The following is a 19,592-nucleotide window of genomic DNA, read 5'->3' as shown; positions in this document are numbered from 1 at the left end:
TAATATTTATATAGCTTTTGGAAAGGAATCATATAATTATGATAGATATGCTTCAAGAAATTCACAGTGCGATTATAGAGATAATACTGGATCACTTACGTTTGACCGAGGATGATCTAAAGGTAATAGACTTCAAACGATATTGTAAATACAGAGCAAAAAAGTCCTCTAAGCAGAAAAAATGTAAAATAGAACTTTTATAATATTACTGTAGTTTTTATCCTAAGGCATAAAAAAAGGCACTATATCGTGATAATATAGCGCCTTTATCTTTATAATTGCTTCAAATAAACATTTATATGTTCTGTAGCATATTCCACCAATTCATCAGTAAATCCGCTTTTTGAATACAAAACATAATACTCTTTTCGATTATCTTTATTCCAGTTAACAGTCTTCGCCTTTTCCTGGAGATCATTTAGGACACTAAGTCCTTTCTTGTTCTTAGAATACTTGCATTCGCCAAAGACAATATCTGCTCCTGTAGAATCATACGCAACAATGTCTATCTCAACATCTTTTGACCACCATCTTCCAGCTCGATTGAATGTTATACCTTCAGATAATAGCTTCCAAATATCTCCACGACAAACATCTTCATAGATATATGAAACATGATTGTCGATGAAGTTGTTTTTTATCTTATCTTCTACGTATTCAGGATGTCCTGATTCAAGCATGCTTCGGTTTGGATATACAAATTTGAACCAGAAAGCTATGAAATTATCCTTAATTCTGTATAGGCCCATCTTGCTCTTCTCTGGATTCTCTTCTGTAACAGGGACTTCCCTCTCAATAATATCTAAATCGATAAGCGTCTTCAGATAATTCGTTAAGTTCGATTGAGATACCCCCAGGGCAGTTGCAATCTTGCTAAGTTTATGGTTACCTGCAGCAATTGCCTTCAATATGGAGAAATAACTCCCAATCTCAGAAACCTCTTTTTGCAACAAGAACTCAGGCTCAGCATATAGAAACGAACTTGTAGACAAGATGTTTTCCTTGATTGATTTATAGATATCTTTCTTTTTATCAAAAAGCTCAATATACTTTGGAACTCCTCCAGTTACAGCATATTGTTCAATCTGTTCCTCTAATGACAATGTTTCATCAAACTCATGATAATATGAGAAATCAATCTGCTTTAGCTTTATCTGTGCAGTTCTACGTCCATAAAGAGGCGAATCATAGTTAAGGACCTGTGAAGTCATCATATTGATAAGTGATCCGCAAAGAATCAGCATAACATTTGACTTCGATAAGATCTCATCCCAAATCTTCTGCATCACAGATGGAAACGCCTTATTAGCCTTACCTAGATTCTGAAACTCGTCCATGACAAGTACAATTCTCTCGCCTCTGGATTCATCAGCTATTATTTTGAAGATAGGTGTCCAGGAATCAAGTATTGCACTTGCTAGTAAGGAATTATCAAAAGTTTCTGCAACAAGCTCCTTGAAAGCATTTCGATTCTCTGACTCATTCTCTTCTGTCGCTAAGAAATATATTGCTTTTTTATTTTCGCAAAAATGATTTATGAGAGTAGTTTTACCAACTCTTCTTCTTCCATAAATAACAACAAAGGATGCTGAATCTCTGGCATATTCATTTTCAAGAGAAGCCATCTCATCGATTCTATCTATAAATGCTGACATATATTCCTCCTGTGTTTTTATATTTGAGATTATTATAATTCAGATTATTATAATTGTAAATATATCTATTTTACTATTTGTATTACAACAACAGGTATGTCTTTATCTAGTATGTTGTTGTTTATATATAAATAATAATACAACAATTATTTTATTATTAGTAAAGCAGAGTCCTTATAAATTAAGGCTTTACAAACTCATTTCGGATATAAAATTGGGACAAGATGGATACAAAAACAGGAGAAGTTGGATACAAAATCAGTAAAAGATGGGTATAAAATTAGGATTTGGAAGATGGATACAAAAATAGGAGAAGTTGGATACAAAATCAGTAAAAGATGGGTATAAAAATAGGATTAGAAGCTTTACTTGGCTACAAAATTGGGATCTATAAAACTATGATTTTTCTTCTCAAGTTTCTAAATCGGCTATATTACTTGGTTTTCTCTTTTTTCAAGAAAATCTCTTGACATTGTTTCATCCTGTTTTTGTATCCATCTTTACATTGCAAATCCCATTTTTATATCCATCTTTGCATAATCGCGCAAAAAAAGAAGGCCTATAGCCTTCTTTTGAAAATTTTTCTATTATCTCGTCATCAGTATGTTTGTTTATTAAATCCTCTATGCTTGCTTCATACAAGCACATAAGAGCAAACATAGACTCTACCTGAGGATATCCGGTTCCAGACTCATATTTATATATAGCCTGAACGCTAGAAAAGCCTAAATATTCAGTTACTTCCTTAACTGATAGGTTTTTAGCCTTTCTGATTTTTCTTAAATTCTCTCCTACTATTTCCATGTTAAAAGTTGGTCTTTCCTGCATCGATTAATGCCTCCTTACTAAATATTATTTGACAATTGAGTAAAAAAATATGAAAGCATACACTCCTAGCGTGCAAAGCTTCCATTCTCATCTTCAATCAATATTTAGTTGCTCAACCATACAGGTAATGCGAGCATCCTTCCTATGTTCAACCAAATGATGCTCATATACTGCTCATTTTAAAAAAAATAAAAGGTTGTCTGGTTTTATCTCCGGACACTTGTAATAATACCACATGAATTTAAGAATATAAATCCCTATTTTGTATATAAATCAAATCAGATTTATTTCCCTTTACGTTCAGACCTAACAACTGCTATTTCTGCATTAATGTCATCTAAGGACATATCTGGCAAGCTAGCTGCGTCTTCTCGTAGTGAATAAAAAGATTGCTTGAAATCTTCTCTTTCTTTAGTCTTGAGATAATTAATGAAATCTATCACTTCCAACTGATGATATTCAGAGAGCCCTTTTGCAGCCTGTATTAATTCATCATACACCATTTCTAACACCCCGCTAATATATGTAATTACCAACTAGTATTATATATAAGATTCTTGTCTTACTCAATGTATTTCCAATATTTGTATACCCTCTGTTATCACTTTCCTATGGCCATTTATATCTACAACACTCTCTTTATTCAACTATACGTTGAATGCCAATCTTAACAACGCCTGATAAACTTTATCTGTAGTTGTAACAAGGAAACATGATACATATTGTGTTTATCGCTTTGACAGAAAGGAGTATATCATGTCAAACAAGAAACAGATTAAAACAGATGAGCCAGAGCTCATTACAAAGTCAACCGTAAAGTCCGAATATGGATTCAATGAAAAGATGATTGATACCTTATTACCAGAACCTATATTAAAGACGAATCCTCGCTATCACAGTGCTGCACCAATGCAGTTGTTTAATAAGGAAGATGTTTTAAAAGCTATGGAAACTGATGAATATAAGGATATGCATGCAAAACATCTAAAGCGCTCAAAGACAGCCACAGAAGTTGCAGAACGAAAAAGACAGGAAATACAGGCTGCTGTTAATGAAATCATCGATTCAATTACGATTCCTAATATACCATTAGACGATATTTACGAAGAAGCATGTGAATGTGGTCTAGCTCACATGGAAGAAAAAGCCTTCAACAGAGGTGATTTTGACTTTAACATCTACGATTATTCAAATGTCGATGACAAAACTCGAGACCGATGGGCTGTTAATTTTATACGTCATGAACTCACCGATTACGATTATTATCTTCATAAACTAGAAGGTAAAATTGGTAAGGAGGATGCCTATATTCAATTAAATCAAACCATCTTTGATAAAATAGTTTCTCTCTATCCAACACTTAAAACTGCTTGTGAAGATCAAAGAAATAGAATGTTTACAAGGATAGCAAATTCACATTTAAGGTAATGCCTTTATGCCTATTCTTGTTTTAACATAAAATTTATCTCTTATGAATCGTTTTGGAATTGAAATACTAATACTTATTTCATATGTTTCAACTTATTAAAACTACATTATTTATGATTGCCAACCTAAAACGTATTTCGTTAAAGGTTGGCATTTTAACTATTATGATGATTAGCATAATAGTTTATTATGTACGTTTATAATTTTGATTTTTTATATGTAAAACTATACAATAAAAGTAAAAATTGATTTTTTTGGTCGTAATTATTGGTTTTCATTTTCTCTGAATCGATTCTGTTGGTTCCAGCGTGTTTCTATGGCTCATATTCGCCTGATTAACGAGAGTTTTATTCTTTGGCATGCAAATGTCCGTTTTTGATTTCTTTTGCGCTATCTGTCGAATTTCGAGGCTATTTAACATTATTAACATTTCATACATTTATATTATTTATAACATCTGTATTATTTTTAATATTTTTCATATGTATAACATACCTAATATTCTCATTATTTGTAATACTGTGTATGTTATGTACATTATATATATTGTTTATATAGTTCATAATGTTATTATTTCTGTTATGTTGAATATTTTTCTTATGTATGATATGATTCTTCTTGTATATATTTTCAATATCATTTATAATATTCATATAATCAATATTATTAATATTGATTAGATTATTCATATTAAATATATGATTTGTATTTCCCATATAATACATATATTTAATATCTATCATATAATTAATATTGTACATGATAAACATATGGCAAAGAATAAGGATATGAGGTAAACTTTGATGAAAGTAATTTGTATAACAACAACTAAGGGTGGAGCAGCAAAAACAACTAACACTGTCGAGATTGCCGGTGCACTCTCAACATATGGTAAGAAAGTCCTTTGTATTGACGTAGATCAGACAAGTGGTCTTTCAAAGTACTTGGGCGTAAGACTTACTCCAGAAGAGCGTGAAAACTACGGAATTAAGACATCTCTTGAGGTTTTAACAGGAAATGGCTCAATCGAAGAGTCGATCATAGAGCTTGATAATATGGACATCATCTGCGGAGACGCTAGATTTGAGAAGGCATCACAGTTTTTCCAAGATGAAGACGAAGATAAGTATTTACTTAAGGATTTATGCGATGAAATCGCTAAATCAGGCAAATATGACTACATCTTCATCGACCATGGTCCACAGAACGATATAGTAAAGAAAATGGCTTTAATTGCTGCTGATGAGTTCTATATCACATCAATGATTTCAGACGTAGACAGAGACGAGGCAAAGAGATCCATTGATAACATCGTAAAGCTCCAGCATACAAGAGATAAGCTGGTAAGTGGTCAGATTAAGGGCGTTATCTTAAGTTCTACATCCGGAAAAGCACTTAAAGAGATGGCATTAGAGGATATTGAAGGAAAAATCAACCAGCTCGAAGATGGCGAAAACCTTGAATATAATGTGCATATCTTTGATATACCTCAGTCAATGGCCATTAAAGAAGCTCAGACATATCAGGTACCAAATACTATAAAGCACAAGAGTAGCAGTGTTTCAAGAAACTATTATGAAATAGCAGATTATATCATGGAGGGTGAAGCATAATGGCAAAATTAGACAGCTTAAAGAACGGTCAGGCCAGAGGAGGCTTTAAACCTAAAAAAGTTGATATCGGAATCCCATCAGATACACCAATGGCTGAAGAATCTGTAAAACCAGTGGCGTTGAAGGATGTGTCAACTATTGCAGAAGATATAATTGTGAAGCCAGCAGAAAAGAAAGCGCCTGTTAAAAAAACAGAAACAAAGCCTGAAATAAAAGAAGAGAAGACTCCTAAGGCTGCATCTAAAAAGCATACAAGCAAATCTTCTGTAGATATAAGTAAATATGAAATAGGAGAGGACACAAAAACTAAGAGATTAAACCTTGGTATCCAGCATGATATTTTAAATTACATTAAGTTCAAGGCTTTAAGAACAGGTACTCCTCAGTATCAGTTGGTAACAAATATAGTTGCTGAGGCCCTTGTAAATGCTCAGAAAAAGAATTTCAAATATAACACACCTGAGCTTGAACCATACAAAATTAAGCAATCATCACCATCACATATAGGTTTAGATCTTCCAGAGGTACTCCTTAATGATGTTAAGGAATACTCAAGAGAACTTCTTATGACACCAACACAGTTTTATGGATATGCATTAACAGAAGCAAGAAAAGCAGATGTTGATTTTGAATTTTAAATTATTGAAGGATTTCATCATAAATGAGATCCTTCTTTTTTTTCTCTGTCTGGAAAGAGTATATATAAAGTATAGTTAAGTATAGATTGTATAGCAGGAATGAAAATATGCAGTATTTATAAGGCTTTTGAGATTTAGACCAAGACAAATTCGTGACTAAATTCGACAAAATGATGTCTACCACTTGTCACTATCATGACGAGACTTGACGAAATGATGACTCACTTGACATAATAATGACTAAACTCGACATTTTAACGTCTTGTCAAGTTTTGAGATTGAAATTATGATAAATAAAGACTTCTTGAAACTCAAAGAGAAGCATATTTAAAGGAATTAGCGGATTAAACGAGTAAAGTACTCGACAAAATGGTGACTAGATTCGACAAATTAACTACTTGTCAAAATTCGACAGTTTGACGACCGTAAATTCATGAGTTTTATTGGATTAATAAATACTATAATTCCGTAGTTTATAAGATAAAAACTGGCATAAATTAAGTTCAAAAAGCCTAATTTTCGACAAAATAATGACTAAACTTGACAAGATGGTGACTTGTCGACTCGACATAATGATGACTATAAATGAAACTAACTCGACAAAATGATGACTTCAAATAAAAGCATATATTTAAAGGATTTTACAGAGTAAAAAAGGAATAAAAACTCGACAAATATATGACAAAATCGAGTCGACAAGCGAATCAAGTTGTCAAGAAATGTATTGAAAAGGTGTGACAGTTAATCTATAATTTTTGACAGAAGATTTAAATGTCGAGGTGGGAGAATAATAATGGCTATTAAAAAGCAAGATGAATATGGTAATTATCGAACTGTAGATCCAACCACTGGACAGTTTATTGATGAGTATCCTCTTACCAATAATTTGGGAGGAATGGAGCATCAGACTGTAGCCACTAACATGGGTAATGTCGTAGATCTTGATGAGCAAAGATACGATGTCGTAGATGTTGATGGCAATCCAGTTTTAAGTGAAGATGAGACACAGATTCGAGAATATATAAAAGCGGCAATATCTGTAGATAACCTCGTTGAAACATTTTCAACTAATTCCCACGCAGCATTATTAAAGCTTCTAGCTCTACAGGATAACAAACATCCTTTAAAAAAGGGTGGTGTAGGAATTGCTTATAGAACAGATGCTTTGATTATGCATTGTAAAATGGAGTTTACAGCAGAAGAGAATGTAGTATTTGATGCTATTCTTGGAACTATGTCTTCTTTTCCGGAAAATGTTGCTTACAGAATTGAACCATCAAACTTCGTTCAGTTTTCAAGATTCCAGAATGATAAAACACTTTATAATGTATTTAGAAAAGGAACAGAAAAGCTTAAGGAACGACATTTGAAATTTGAAGAACTAGGACCTGATGGAGAGGACGACATAATTGTTCCATGGTTTGATATTCTTCGCTATCATAAAAAGAAAAATGATGAGCTTTCTTATATCGAATTTAAGCCATCTGACTTTTTCAAGGATTTAGCGCTTTGTTCTCAGTTGGTACACGGAGCTTATGGATCACTTGAGGTAACAACTCAATTACGAGGTAAGTATACAATAGCTTTGTATTGGTTCCTGGAAAATAAAAAGAGATATAAGGAATATCCAAATGCAACGCCTGGTGTGTTTGATTTAGAGCTTGAAGAATTTAAACATCAGTTTTCTATTCCGGATAAGTATTACAAGTCGGATATTGAAAGACGAGTACTTAGACCTGCATATGAAAGTATTAATGAAGTCGATGAATGTGATTTCACTTTTGAATACCAGGAGCAGCTTAAGGGTAGCAAGCTTGTAGGCTATAGATTTATTGTCAAAGAAAAGAACTATATCGATGCTGTTGAAACAAAAGCTCTACCACAAAAGGAAGATGCTCAGGACAATCCATTAACAGAAAAGATTGCATTGTTTATCAATGCATATGATTTAAGCTTTTCAAGTGATGAGATTAATCGTATTTCAGCTTGTGCTAGTAGAAATAATAGAGATGCTATTTTTGTTTCTCAGATTCTTTTAACATTTAAGCAGAGAATCGATAATACTGAACTTGCTCCAGTAGAAGATAAACTTGGATATGTTTGTAGAATGATTGAACAGGGAGCAACACCAAAAGTTTCTGCTAATGATGGAAAGAAAGCAAAGAACTCATTTCATAACTTCAGCCAAAGAGATGTAGATATGGATGAATTAGAAAAAGCCTTATTTAGCAAATAAACTTTGACCTATCAGAGTTCAATCTGGTAGGTCATTTCTTTTTAGTGTAAATGAGGGTAGCTAATAGAGTTTTAGAGATAATTATGATAGACTAAGGCAAAAGTAAAGATAATAGAGAGAGGACAATATGAGCATCTCGAACATTGATTACTCTATATGGCACGACAAAATTGATAAGATAAAGGAATATATGATACAAAGAGGAAGGCTTGATTATTTTGTCATACTCACTTTGTATGATTATTCTTATGCGGAATTAAATACAATTTTAGACATTAAATTAAAAGATATAGAAGTTACTAGTGGGAAGAGAGTTTATTTCACTCCTGAGACTATTATATTTATTCCTGAATATGAGTTTCGATTACCAGAAGAGCATCATAAATTAGTAGTACGCTGTCTCACTAAGCTGGCAGAAGGAAAAAAAGACGATGATTATATTTTCCTTAATAATAACGGAAAGAGAGTTTCACAAAAAAACTTCTCATTATTCATTTCTAGGGCAAAAAAAGAGTTAAATATTGATGATTTTTCATTAAGAAAGTATAGAAACATATGCAGATCTGAGGATATAGTGAATGTTAATGTAAATAATGATTTTAATGATGCAATTAATGAAATTATAATGCTTAATGATTCGATTAATAAAATCGTGAATGAAAATGAATCTATATTTGAGAATGATGATTTAAAAATTTTAAAAGACGCATGCAACATTATAAAAGAAACAGGTGAAAGATATAAAAAGTAGTACTTAAGGTGCTACTTTTTTTTATTGACAGAAATAGAAAAAATAACTATTGTAGTATTTAGGTATCGCTAGGTATCACGGGGTATCTAAAGGTATCATTGAAAGTTAAATTATAGGAGAAAATACTATGAGAGTTGTGCTGATAGGTAATATACTTGGAGGACAGGGCAAATCGGTTATTGCTCATAATTTTGCGGCTTTGCTAAATAAAAAAGGCTTTCGAACATTGATGATTGATGGAGATGGACTGGCCTCGTTAGATTGTTATATTGATGATGATAACAAATCAACAATTAAGGATGTAATATATGAGAAAAAAACAATTGTAGAAACCATTCAACGAGGAGAATATTTTGACTATGTAAGGGGGAGTTCAAATTGCAGAGTGGACGGAATAGATACAGCCAAAGTAATTTTATTGTTGCAGAAGCAATTTGAAACTATAAACCTATTTTACGATTATGGCGTAATAGATTTACCAGCTGGAAACTTAGTAAAGAATCGTTTATTTGCTACAGTAGCCGATGAGCTTATTATTCCAGTTACTAATTATCTTCATGAGAGTTGTATTCATGATTATATAGATGAGATGTTGGAGATGAAGCAGTTTAATGAAAAATTTGCTATTAGAGGTATTTTGCTAAATAGAATAGATGAGAGACATAATGACGTAAATCTTTTGTATAAAAGAGTATATGAAAAATTGAATCCAGATAAGATCAATAGAATATTTTCTACGACTCTTAGAGAGTCATATTTAATGCCGTATTCCATATATGAAAAAAAATTCATATGTGAGTATGAAAGATATGTGGGAATTCGTCAGGATTTTGAGAATTTTGTTGATGAATATCTTGCAGGATAGATTATTAAGGGAGAATAAGGACCTTCTAAAATAGTTACTGTCTCAGTTATTTGAATGCACACTGGAAGAAATTATCGTATTCAAAAGAGATTAAGATGTAATTAGCTGATAGAGGTGTATATCAATGACTAGGTCAGATGAAGATATAATATATGAACTATTATTAAAGCTGGGCAATTCTGTAAAGGCTACAAAGGCCAAAGGAAAGCTCAAATCGGATACTGAGTATATTCAATCCTTAAGAGGGAGAATCGATTCGGAAATATATTATCTAGAGGACGCCAATTTATTACAGTCAGAACTGAATAAATATATGTGTAAATCAAAGAATGACTTTATGTTGTATAACGCCATAAAGAAGCGACATCCGGACTTAATTAAACCCAATTTGGCTAGGAGGATAGATAGACTTGTTCATGCTATAGCAAAGCAAGAAGCTATTATACTACAAAAATTTAGAATACAAGAACCTAGTGGTAACAGAATAGATTTAGAGGATCTTCTTGCTGGAACCAACTCTTACAAAAAGATTTTGACATGTAATATAGTACAAGTCGTAAAAGAGCTTCTTTACGATTCAACAAGCACTGCTGTTGGAAATATACAAAATGAGCTTTATATTACGGAAACTGGTAAGAAGTATCACATAAAGGATTGTCCTTATTGCAAGGGAAAGCAATTAATCATTGCTCCGATGAAAATGATAAAAAACCTTAATCTTGACCCTTGTAAATGTGTCAATGATAGAGCGGAAAGGACAAAAAAAGAGGATTCATACAGAACGATATTTATTGATGAATCAATCCATAATGTGAGTTGGGATTTAGCAGGTTATGGAGGAAGGTTTTCGAGTTTTAGTTATATTGTCTGCAGAGGGAATCTTGCTAATGAATCGGAAATAACAGAAGAAAATACTCTTGCCATAGATGTTGAGTATACACAAGAACGGTATCGGACAGACAGTATTGCAAAAAATGCTATTGGTGCAACGATGATATTATTGGCGTTTGAATATAATTTTAAAGGAAATGTAAAAATATTTACTGATAATTTGGGTGCAATGAAAAGCTGGCATATTGGGACAAAGAATGAAAAACTTGCTCAGATGTTTGAATCAGTAACAGTACAGTTTGTACCAAGAACAGAAAACAAAAAAGCAGATCAGCTGGGACGTACTCAAATGTGCTTGAAGCTTCCTATGCCAATATATAAACAGATAGGGGACATACTAAAGGATTATACTGAATTAAAACAAGAAAATGAACGCTTAAAAGAAAAAGAAAGAGAGCTAGAAGATTTCTTAAACATCGAGAGAGAACATTCATTAAAACTATCACACGAAAACAATCGCATAAAGAATATGTCTATGATTTCTCTTATTATAGAGCGAATAAAGTATTTATTTCAGAAAGAACATTTACCAGTAATGGCAGTTGATGAGTAGAAACTGCGAAGAATATTCAACTATACGTTGAATGACATAGGGTAAATATACTTATATCCTATTAGTAGAAAGAAAATAATATCTTGAGGAGGTGAATACGCAAATGGGATTGTTTGACACTTTTTGGGGAGACTTTAAATGTCAGAACTGCGGTGAAGTATTTAGGTTTGAAGAACAGACAAAAGAATATGATCGGAGCTTAAATAATTATTATATAGGGGACTATGTTGATAAAGGAAATAAGAATTACTTCTTTGATTTTGTTCAGGAATGCCCAAAATGCAAGGTAAATAATGATATTAGCGTTGCAATTAGGCGTGGTCAGTATGTAGGAGTTTATCCTTCAAAAGAGGCTAGAAATATTAACATTCTTGAGTTAGATAATATCAGCAAAAGGACGGGAGGAAAAGGAGACAAAATGATGAAACAATTATTAGGAGATTTTTTGAATATTACAACTGCAGATGACCACTTTTTTATCAATGTACAGAAGAAGAGAGAGCAAATATATTTTGGTTACAACAACGAAATTCCAGAAGAAGTAAAAGAAAAATACTATATAGAGGGTATTTATCTTGATTTTGCCAGTGAGGCACTTGGAATAGAAGTATCTGATAAAGCTGGTGAATAAATGAAAAAAGAAATAGAAATAAAATTGGATAATAACCGGTATCCATTATTGGTAAAAGATAGTAATGGTGTTTGTCTCGAGAATACAGGAATCGCTACTGTAAATAATGACTTTTTTATTCAAAAGTGGAGTGAAGAGGCAACGGAGTTATATTCGTCTCTCTATGGCGAGAATAATCTATTCAATAAAGAAAAATATGAAGAAATGAAGCCGAAGCTTTCGGCCACTCTTTGGAAAATTGTTGCTAGACTAGAAGAGATTAATGATGGTTCTTTTATTGTTATAAACAAGGAACAAGACCTGTTGAAAATTAATAATCCAATTGCTTATGCGTTGGAAGAATCAAACGAAGATGAATACCCTGAGGTGATAGATGGAGAGCTGGTAGTATGGCCAAAGCCAGAAACCCCAACAAGTAATATATTTATTGGGGGTATTTATTCATCATTAATCAATATGATAGAAGAAGCAAAACTTGAATATGAGGTGTTTAGTCACGTTGGATTGTGTTGTTATGATATTTTAGAGGAAAATCCTGCAGAGAATTTTTTTATTCCTGCTATTACTGTTGTTCAGAAAGGGTTTAAAGAATATTGTGAACGTATTGCGTCAGCACCTTCTTTTGTTGTAGAGGTAGTGAAAAGCAGATTACAAAAGGAATACACATTAAAGAAGATTCCATCATATAAAAAGATGGGGACAGAGGTTTGGATAATTGATTATGTAAATAATAGGTTATCTCTTTTTGATACTAACAATAATTATATAGAAGAATACAAAGAATATGAATTCAATCAACCTGAGGAGTGTGCAGACCTAATTTTCGCTGAGATATTGATAAAAACAAGAAAAACGATGATTTAATCAAAGATGAGCTGGGTGGATGGAAACAAGAAACATAGACAATAAATATCTTAAGCATATGTTGAGAGTCTTAGATAGATATGGGGTTTCTTACATGGTGGATGAAAATAAGGATGAAGAGTACTCGCAAATAACGACTGGTCTTTCATACCAAGATTTCAATAGATATGTCGAAAGAGCTATGTGCGAGTTTGAAAGTGAAACCATGCACAATGGACGTTTCGTGATATCATTCAACGAATTGCTAAATAATAAGGATGAGTTACAGAGAGAGTTCTTTCCAGATAAGAAAGGAATGGCTTATCATATCCTTTCAAGGGATCAAGCCAAGTTGAAGCATTTGGAATAACAGGGGAACGTAAATTATTAGGAGAATTCACAGATGAAATATGCTTTTTTAAGTGAGGATGGAAAAAAAGAATTAATAGAAATAATCAATATGTTATTGCGTGAGTATGAACGTAATGAAGAAGAGACAGAAGACTGTTGTCGCTGTTATCGCTTGCCATACAGAAATGAAGAATTTGAAGCATTTGTTACGGAAGGAGAAAAGAATAAGGTTATAGACTTAGCTATTGCATTAATGGAAGAGCTGAAATCGTTGGCAAATAGTACATATACAAAAGAAGATTTAAACCAGCTTCTAAGCCAGGTTAATGGTGAGCCTAGTGCAATCAAGTCAACCTTATTAATGGAATCCATACAGACTCCAAACATTAAGGCGCTTGTAGCAGAGGCAGCAGAGACCGTTCGTGTAGGGGGCGCCTACCTAATGTTTGTAGCTAGACCCGAGATTGCTCAGCTACTGTTTGTTACCCTCTATGGTATGATTGACAAGTTTGATGATGAGATTATGTATGATAGTTCCACTTTCTTGATTACAAGAGGAATTCTTAATATGCATAAATGCCCTGTTACAGAAGATGAAATGGAGAAAGAAAAGAATGCATAGAGCTTTAAATGTAACAGCAATGGCTAACAATATGTTACTAATTGAGTTTGATACAGGAGAAAAGAAGAGATTTGATTGTTCAAAGCTGATTGAGAAATCCAGTCTTTATAAGGACTTATCTGATGAGACATATTTTCAGGGGGTGTACGTTGATGAGATGGGAATAATCTCTTGGGAAGATGCAGTCAATTTAGATCCATATATGGTTTATGAGGAGTCAATAGCAACAAATGAGATAAATTGTGACAAGTAGGTTATATCATATATAGCTAGGTGTAAAAATGGGAGGGTATGTTAGGTGGATTATTGCAGTAAAATAGTATCAGGATATCCTGCTTACGAAATTGATACTAGGGGACAAATTTTTAGTTATAAATCAGGAAAAAAGAAACAGTTAAAGCCAACTCTTGATTCAAAGCAACGTTATTATGCTATTACATTATGTTCTCAATCCGGTAATCATAAGAAATTTTTGATTCATAGACTAGTAGCCTTAGCTTTTATTCCTAATCCAAATGATTATGGTGAAGTCAATCATATTGATGGTAATCCTCAAAATAATAATGTAGAAAATTTAGAATGGTGTGACCGAAAACACAATCTTGCTGAAAGTTATAAGACTATGTCTCCTGTGAGAAACAAAAATGCATCTAGGTTATATAAAGGAGATGAATATATTGGGGACTTTGAATCTATTTCTGCCGCTATTCGATATGCAAAGGAAAAGTTTAAAATTGTGAGTGTTTCATCATTACATAAATATCTTCAATATGGAGATATTAGAGTAATTCCTGAGAAACAAGGGCGAAAGCATGTGGCAAAGAGAGTCGAAACTAGAACACAAAATAAGGGGATACTCATCTTAGAAGGTGAGGGTATAACAATAAAAAGAAATACAGTGAAAGAAATAGCAGATGATGTTTATAGATTAACAGGAAGAAGATATCCCCCACGATCATTATGTGCTGATTACAATGGGGGATATAAAATTGCTCATAGATTTTCGCTTAAAAGAGTTTATGAAGAAAATTACGTAGGAGAAACATAGTGGGAAAAAGTATTTATATTGATGAATTACCAAAAGATGCAGTTCAGATAAAAGATTCATTTGATTATATCGATCCGAGAGGAAATATCTACGGACTTGAAAAAAGAAACAATCATCATAGTGGAGAATTCTTTATTAAGAAGCAAAGTTTGAGTAATGGATATTTGTATTGCGGGATAAATAAAGTTAATGGTAGTAGAGTCAGCTGCAGAGTGAATAGATTAGTAGCAAACACGTTTATCCCAAATCCTGAAAACTATCCAGTTGTTCTCCATAAAGATAATAATAAAGCTAATAATAATGTGGATAATTTAAAGTGGGGAACAGTGTCAGAAAACACAAAACAAGCTTTTGATGACGGGCTGGCTGTTAATAGAAAAGGTTTTAATGATGAACAATCGATTCCAGTTGATTGTTATGATACTTTATATAATCAATTTATTGGATCTTATGGCTCGATTTCTATAGCTGCGCGAGAAGTAGGAATGACTAAGAAGGGAATAACGTATCAGCTAGAGAATCCGGATAATCCCATAAGAAAGAATGTATATTTTGTAAAATATAATGCTTCTAAGAGAATTCATACTGTTATAGGACAGTTTGATATTCATACAGATGAAGAAATAGCTAGGTACATAAATATAGGTCATGCATGTGTTGCAACAGGAATCTCTGACTCTGTAATTAGCAGTCAAGTAGTACTAGATAGAAAACCTAAATGGACGAAAACAGGAACCTATTTTAAGGAAATAGAAGTATCATAGTGTCCTATTTTTTTTAATCTTTCTGGCCAAAAAACGTTATAAAATAAAGTCTTTCGTGGGCTTATTTTAAGCACTTTTAAAATGCGATAAACAGCGTAAATTAAACATTTTTTAATTTTTGCTGGGCTAAAATGCCTATGTTTTTGTGGGCATTTTTAATGTAAAATAAGCCTTTTTGTGGGCTGAAATTGATGCAAAATGATGTTACTGGGCAAAAATTCGATATTTTGCTGGGCTAAATTTGATAAGAAAAAAATGGAAAAAACAGCGAAAATAAAGGAAAGTACCTATTTTTAGTGGGCTAAAATCAGCATTTTTTTATAGTGTTTGTGGGCAAAAATCCTTATGTTTTAGTGACCTCAAATTAATGGTTAGCGTCGCCCTATTCACCGACTAGGATGAAGGCTTGCGCGTGGCAGGGAAGTTGCTAAACGCATCTTTTCCTGCTCTTTTCCAGGTTTTCTTCTTCTTTTTTTAAAGCTATAAGTAAAGGCCTATTGTTTGAAGTGATTTTTTTGAAAAACATAGGAAAAAATGGGGAAAACCCTGGATTGAACAATATATACAGCTGTAGACTTTATTTTAAAAGGGAATGTAAAATAAGTTGTAAACTCAAGAATTTCTTAGATTGTCAAAATCTAAATCCCCTCATAAAAAAATTTATATCTATTAGAATTTCATATTTATAAATCCATAAAAGGCATTCAAAACAAGTACATATGCGCTAATACATATACTCCGTAGACAATTGACGCAAATTTGAGAAACGCTGGGTGAAGCAAATATCAAAGAATCTTGATTTTCCGAGGGTTTCAGGCATGTAAAGAATATGTTCTAAGGAATCAAATTATCCAATATAGATATTATTACGTTTAAAATATTATCTTCAATTAGCAGTTCTTTAATTCAAAAACATTAAATTTCACTATAAATTTCTTTTAAAAAGTATCTGAAACATCGTTTTAAGAGCGATTTTCTTATCCTACATCCATATTAGACACGAATAGAACATTCAAGATCAAATTATCTATGTTTGGATAATTTGAAATAACAAGAAAGGATAAATAATAATGGGATATTCGATGTTTAAGATTTCTTCCTTAAAGACAGAAGCGGACTTTAAGGAGATTATTACGGAGGTCAATCAGGGTAGTTTTGCTTACTTCACATGTAAGGATTATTTGCTAAAGCAATCATATTATTCAACGCATCAGCTTCGAAAAAACGGCGTTATAGCTATTGGAATCCAATTTAAGTTATGTATTGGTGAAAGTGATGTTATTGATGAAAACCGCTGGAAGAAAGTGGCATTACTTTTTTGTAGAGATTATTTGGATATTAATATTGCTGAGTTGAAAGATTCATCTACGGAAGAAGCGTGCGCTGATAAAACTAAAATATTGTTTTGTGATTTTGATAGCAAAAAGCAAAAAGGAACATATACGATTGTTTTTTCAAAGACGCGTGCAGATGGAAAGCTTTTCCTGACTAAGTATTCATGTGCTAAACGAGGTTGGTTCAAGAGTATATTAAGGAATTATGAAAAGATAATGAGGAATACTTTTTACCTTGATACAGCACCCAAAGAAGTATTCTACGACTTTTTATACAACAAGGATAGAGAAGCTGTTTTAACATCAGATTATTCTCAATTAAAGAAGTTGCCATTTCCAATGGAGGGTGAAACTACAACGCAATATTATATGAGAATAACGCCTTTTGTTGAAAGGATAAAAAAACAAAGGGATGAAGATGAAGAAAAAAAGTATAGCAGGCTTAACCAATCATATAAAAATCTTAAAATTAAGTATGATGTTTTGAAAGAGCAGGAAGTGAGACAGAGAGTATATTTAGCTAGAGCTGGTAAGGTAATGCAGATTATAGATGAATATCAAGATTTTAGGGTACTCCGTTCTGATTTACTACAAGGGCAACGTATTAAGGCAGCATTAAAATTTTTTGATTTGCTAGGAGATGAACGAGGAGAACAGTCAATAAAATTTATTGAATATGCTTTGGACCAAGGCAAATCATTTTTAGAAGATTTAGAAAGAAAGGACTTAATTATAGATGAAAGTAACTTGTAGAAATAAACGTGCCGGCTGCTTAGCAAATCATAATGATAGAAATTTTGATATACAAAAAGCAGACCATATAGATATCTCTAAATCTATCAACAATATCTATGGAAACATCTATGAGGATGAAGGTTTAAAATTCAAGGATGTTGAACTCAAGTATTACAAAGAACAATATGGTGAGCGAATAAAACATATTAATGAAACCTACATAAAAGCACGTCACAAAGAACGTTGCATGACGATAGAGAAATATTATATAAAGCATCCTCCGGAAGAAACCATTCTTCAAATAGGAACAATGACGGACAATATAAATCCAGAAATCTTTAAAGATTGTGTGATGGAGTATTTGAAACAGCTGGAGAAATATAACTCTAATTGCCATGTTTTAGACTGGGCCATTCATGTTGATGAGAAAAGTCCGCATGCTCATATAAGGAAATGTTGGGATTATATTAATGAAAATGGTGACTTAGCGATTTCAAAAGAAAATGCTCTTGAAAAACTGGGCATTAGCAGAGTAGATGAGCACCTACCTCAAGGACGTAGAAACAATAGAACCGTAGCTTTTGATACGATGATGCGAGAAAAATGGACAGAGATTGTAGAAGCAAGAGGTTTTACTATTGAACGAAAAACTGAAAGAGAACTCAATCCTGAAAGAGAAGATATGGATATTCATCAGTTTAAGGAGCAGAAGCTTAAAGAAAATCTTGAGATTATAAGAGAGTATCAGGTTAAAGTGCAAGAACTTGAAAATAAAATAACAGAGCAAGATTCTCAAAAAAGAGAAATTGAAACGAGAGCTGAAGCAGAGAGAATAGAAAAAGAAAGAGAATTTCAAAATACGGTCGTCCAGCTTAATCAATTAATAATTGAACAGCAAAAGCAAATTAAGATGCTTGAGCAGGAAATTCAAAGGAACAAACATAAGAGTAAGGATGAAGAAATAGAATTATAACGATATTTATAGAAGACGAGTTCTAAAATATCTTTTCCAATTATACTTTTCCCAAGGGAGTCATAATACATTACGTTCTTGCACGATGTCTTCTTTCAACCAAATCGGCTATTAAGTCGAAAGCTTTATCTGCAGGTAATTCTCTACCATTATCAACATCATCAAGGCCTTTATCTAAAATAGATGTAAGATTCTTTGGAATAGAAATATTCTTTCCTTTTTTACTATCCATAATTAATATTTCTTCCATAAAGGCCGAGTTCCTTTCTCCTGTGTTTCAAGTAAAAGAGAATCTTGAAGATTCTCAGTATTTCTTTGCAAAAATCCTTCTTGACAACAATATTATAACATGAAAATCTTGCTTTTTCTTTACTTTTGTACCTCCATGCGTAAATATAACAACGGAAAAACAAAACACATGAAGACCACAGACATCACGTTTGTGGTCTTTTTGCGTTGAGAAATATTTGTTTTCTTAATATAATATTATTAGATTTATAGTTTATTGTAAGGAATGATTGTTTCCGTGCGAACTTGCATCGGGGCTCCGCTTTACGGGATGATAATATGCTCCGCCCCGATTATATCAGGAACCCCCCGAAGGACTCCCCACAATGCGAGCAGAGGAAAGATTGCATTGTTCGCCCGGTTCCCGAACCTTCCCCAAGCACAGTTTTTATATGGTAACTATTAAAAGGTTCTCTAATAGCCGATATAAAAAGTACCCATAATAATTCAGTAGAGATACTGAAGGAATTAAGCTATCACATCAACCTCTGTGATGGCTTTTTTTATAATTAGTAAGATGATATATTAAAGCCATGAGAATGTAG

20 protein-coding genes are annotated in these 19,592 nt (G+C 32.7%); 16 read left to right on the top strand and 4 right to left on the bottom strand.

Annotated features, from left to right (window positions below):
- Positions 1-272: 272 nt before the first annotated feature.
- The 3 genes from FXF36_RS00220 to FXF36_RS00210 all read right to left on the bottom strand — a co-directional run bounded on the left by FXF36_RS00220 (position 273) and on the right by FXF36_RS00210 (position 2,986).
- Positions 273-1,655, bottom strand: coding sequence for an ATP-binding protein (locus FXF36_RS00220; protein WP_151621949.1), 1,383 nt, complete (start codon positions 1,653-1,655; stop codon positions 273-275).
- Between the two features lie 477 nt (positions 1,656-2,132).
- Entirely contained in the window at positions 2,133-2,483 is a 351-nt protein-coding gene (locus FXF36_RS00215) for a helix-turn-helix domain-containing protein (RefSeq protein WP_090302646.1), read from the bottom strand.
- Positions 2,484-2,767: 284 nt separating this feature from the next.
- A complete protein-coding gene (locus FXF36_RS00210; RefSeq protein WP_090302645.1) occupies positions 2,768-2,986 on the bottom strand; it encodes a hypothetical protein in 219 nt (72 codons plus the stop codon).
- A gap of 253 nt (positions 2,987-3,239) precedes the next feature.
- Between FXF36_RS00210 and FXF36_RS00205 the strand changes: the two genes are divergently transcribed.
- The 16 genes from FXF36_RS00205 (at position 3,240) to FXF36_RS00130 (ending at position 18,759) form a co-directional block, all read left to right on the top strand.
- Positions 3,240-3,911, top strand: a complete 672-nt coding sequence (locus FXF36_RS00205; RefSeq protein WP_151621948.1) for a hypothetical protein — start codon at positions 3,240-3,242, stop codon at positions 3,909-3,911.
- Positions 3,912-4,714: 803 nt separating this feature from the next.
- On the top strand, positions 4,715-5,524 hold the full coding sequence (locus FXF36_RS00200; RefSeq protein ID WP_151621947.1) for a ParA family protein: 810 nt from the start codon (positions 4,715-4,717) through the stop codon (positions 5,522-5,524).
- Positions 5,524-6,162 (top strand): hypothetical protein, encoded by a 639-nt coding sequence (locus FXF36_RS00195; RefSeq protein WP_151621946.1) that lies wholly within the window; start codon positions 5,524-5,526, stop codon positions 6,160-6,162. The genes FXF36_RS00200 and FXF36_RS00195 overlap by 1 nt, the downstream gene beginning before the upstream one ends.
- Before the next feature lie 793 nt (positions 6,163-6,955).
- Positions 6,956-8,398: a replication initiation protein gene (locus FXF36_RS00190; protein ID WP_151621945.1), complete on the top strand. Its 1,443-nt coding sequence runs from the start codon at positions 6,956-6,958 to the stop codon at positions 8,396-8,398.
- Between the two features lie 190 nt (positions 8,399-8,588).
- On the top strand, positions 8,589-9,149 hold the full coding sequence (locus FXF36_RS00185; RefSeq protein ID WP_167511240.1) for a site-specific integrase: 561 nt from the start codon (positions 8,589-8,591) through the stop codon (positions 9,147-9,149).
- A 127-nt stretch (positions 9,150-9,276) separates the two neighbouring features.
- On the top strand, positions 9,277-10,014 hold the full coding sequence (locus tag FXF36_RS00180; RefSeq protein WP_151621943.1) for a ParA family protein: 738 nt from the start codon (positions 9,277-9,279) through the stop codon (positions 10,012-10,014).
- 124 nt (positions 10,015-10,138) lie between these two features.
- Positions 10,139-11,458 (top strand): hypothetical protein, encoded by a 1,320-nt coding sequence (locus FXF36_RS00175; protein WP_151621942.1) that lies wholly within the window; start codon positions 10,139-10,141, stop codon positions 11,456-11,458.
- Positions 11,459-11,561: 103 nt separating this feature from the next.
- Positions 11,562-12,089, top strand: coding sequence for a hypothetical protein (locus tag FXF36_RS00170; protein ID WP_151621941.1), 528 nt, complete (start codon positions 11,562-11,564; stop codon positions 12,087-12,089).
- On the top strand, positions 12,090-12,953 hold the full coding sequence (locus FXF36_RS00165) for a Uma2 family endonuclease (protein ID WP_151621940.1): 864 nt from the start codon (positions 12,090-12,092) through the stop codon (positions 12,951-12,953). It begins immediately after the preceding gene.
- Between the two features lie 58 nt (positions 12,954-13,011).
- Positions 13,012-13,302 (top strand): hypothetical protein, encoded by a 291-nt coding sequence (locus tag FXF36_RS00160; protein ID WP_151621939.1) that lies wholly within the window; start codon positions 13,012-13,014, stop codon positions 13,300-13,302.
- Positions 13,303-13,335: 33 nt separating this feature from the next.
- Positions 13,336-13,905, top strand: coding sequence for a hypothetical protein (locus FXF36_RS00155; protein WP_151621938.1), 570 nt, complete (start codon positions 13,336-13,338; stop codon positions 13,903-13,905).
- A complete protein-coding gene (locus FXF36_RS00150; RefSeq protein WP_167511239.1) occupies positions 13,898-14,158 on the top strand; it encodes a DUF2442 domain-containing protein in 261 nt (86 codons plus the stop codon). The genes FXF36_RS00155 and FXF36_RS00150 overlap by 8 nt, the downstream gene beginning before the upstream one ends.
- 45 nt (positions 14,159-14,203) lie before the next feature.
- The gene (locus FXF36_RS00145) at positions 14,204-14,953 is read left to right on the top strand and encodes an HNH endonuclease signature motif containing protein (RefSeq protein WP_243143542.1); all 750 of its coding nucleotides are present in this window, start codon (positions 14,204-14,206) and stop codon (positions 14,951-14,953) included.
- Positions 14,953-15,717 (top strand): HNH endonuclease, encoded by a 765-nt coding sequence (locus FXF36_RS00140; protein ID WP_243143541.1) that lies wholly within the window; start codon positions 14,953-14,955, stop codon positions 15,715-15,717. Before FXF36_RS00145 ends, FXF36_RS00140 begins: the two co-directional genes overlap by 1 nt.
- Positions 15,718-16,799: 1,082 nt before the next feature.
- Positions 16,800-17,804: a hypothetical protein gene (locus tag FXF36_RS00135; protein WP_151621936.1), complete on the top strand. Its 1,005-nt coding sequence runs from the start codon at positions 16,800-16,802 to the stop codon at positions 17,802-17,804.
- A complete protein-coding gene (locus tag FXF36_RS00130) occupies positions 17,788-18,759 on the top strand; it encodes a hypothetical protein (protein ID WP_151621935.1) in 972 nt (323 codons plus the stop codon). The genes FXF36_RS00135 and FXF36_RS00130 overlap by 17 nt, the downstream gene beginning before the upstream one ends.
- Before the next feature lie 70 nt (positions 18,760-18,829).
- Here the strand turns inward: FXF36_RS00130 and FXF36_RS16175 are convergent, their stop codons facing one another.
- Positions 18,830-18,991 carry a hypothetical protein gene (locus tag FXF36_RS16175; protein WP_167511238.1) on the bottom strand — a complete coding sequence of 54 codons (162 nt, stop codon included), beginning with the start codon at positions 18,989-18,991 and terminating at the stop codon, positions 18,830-18,832.
- Positions 18,992-19,592 lie beyond the last annotated feature (601 nt).

The sequence above is a fragment of the Pseudobutyrivibrio xylanivorans genome (assembly GCF_008935055.1).
GTDB lineage: Bacteria > Bacillota > Clostridia > Lachnospirales > Lachnospiraceae > Pseudobutyrivibrio > Pseudobutyrivibrio xylanivorans_A.
This window is presented reverse-complemented; position numbering and strand designations above follow the sequence as displayed.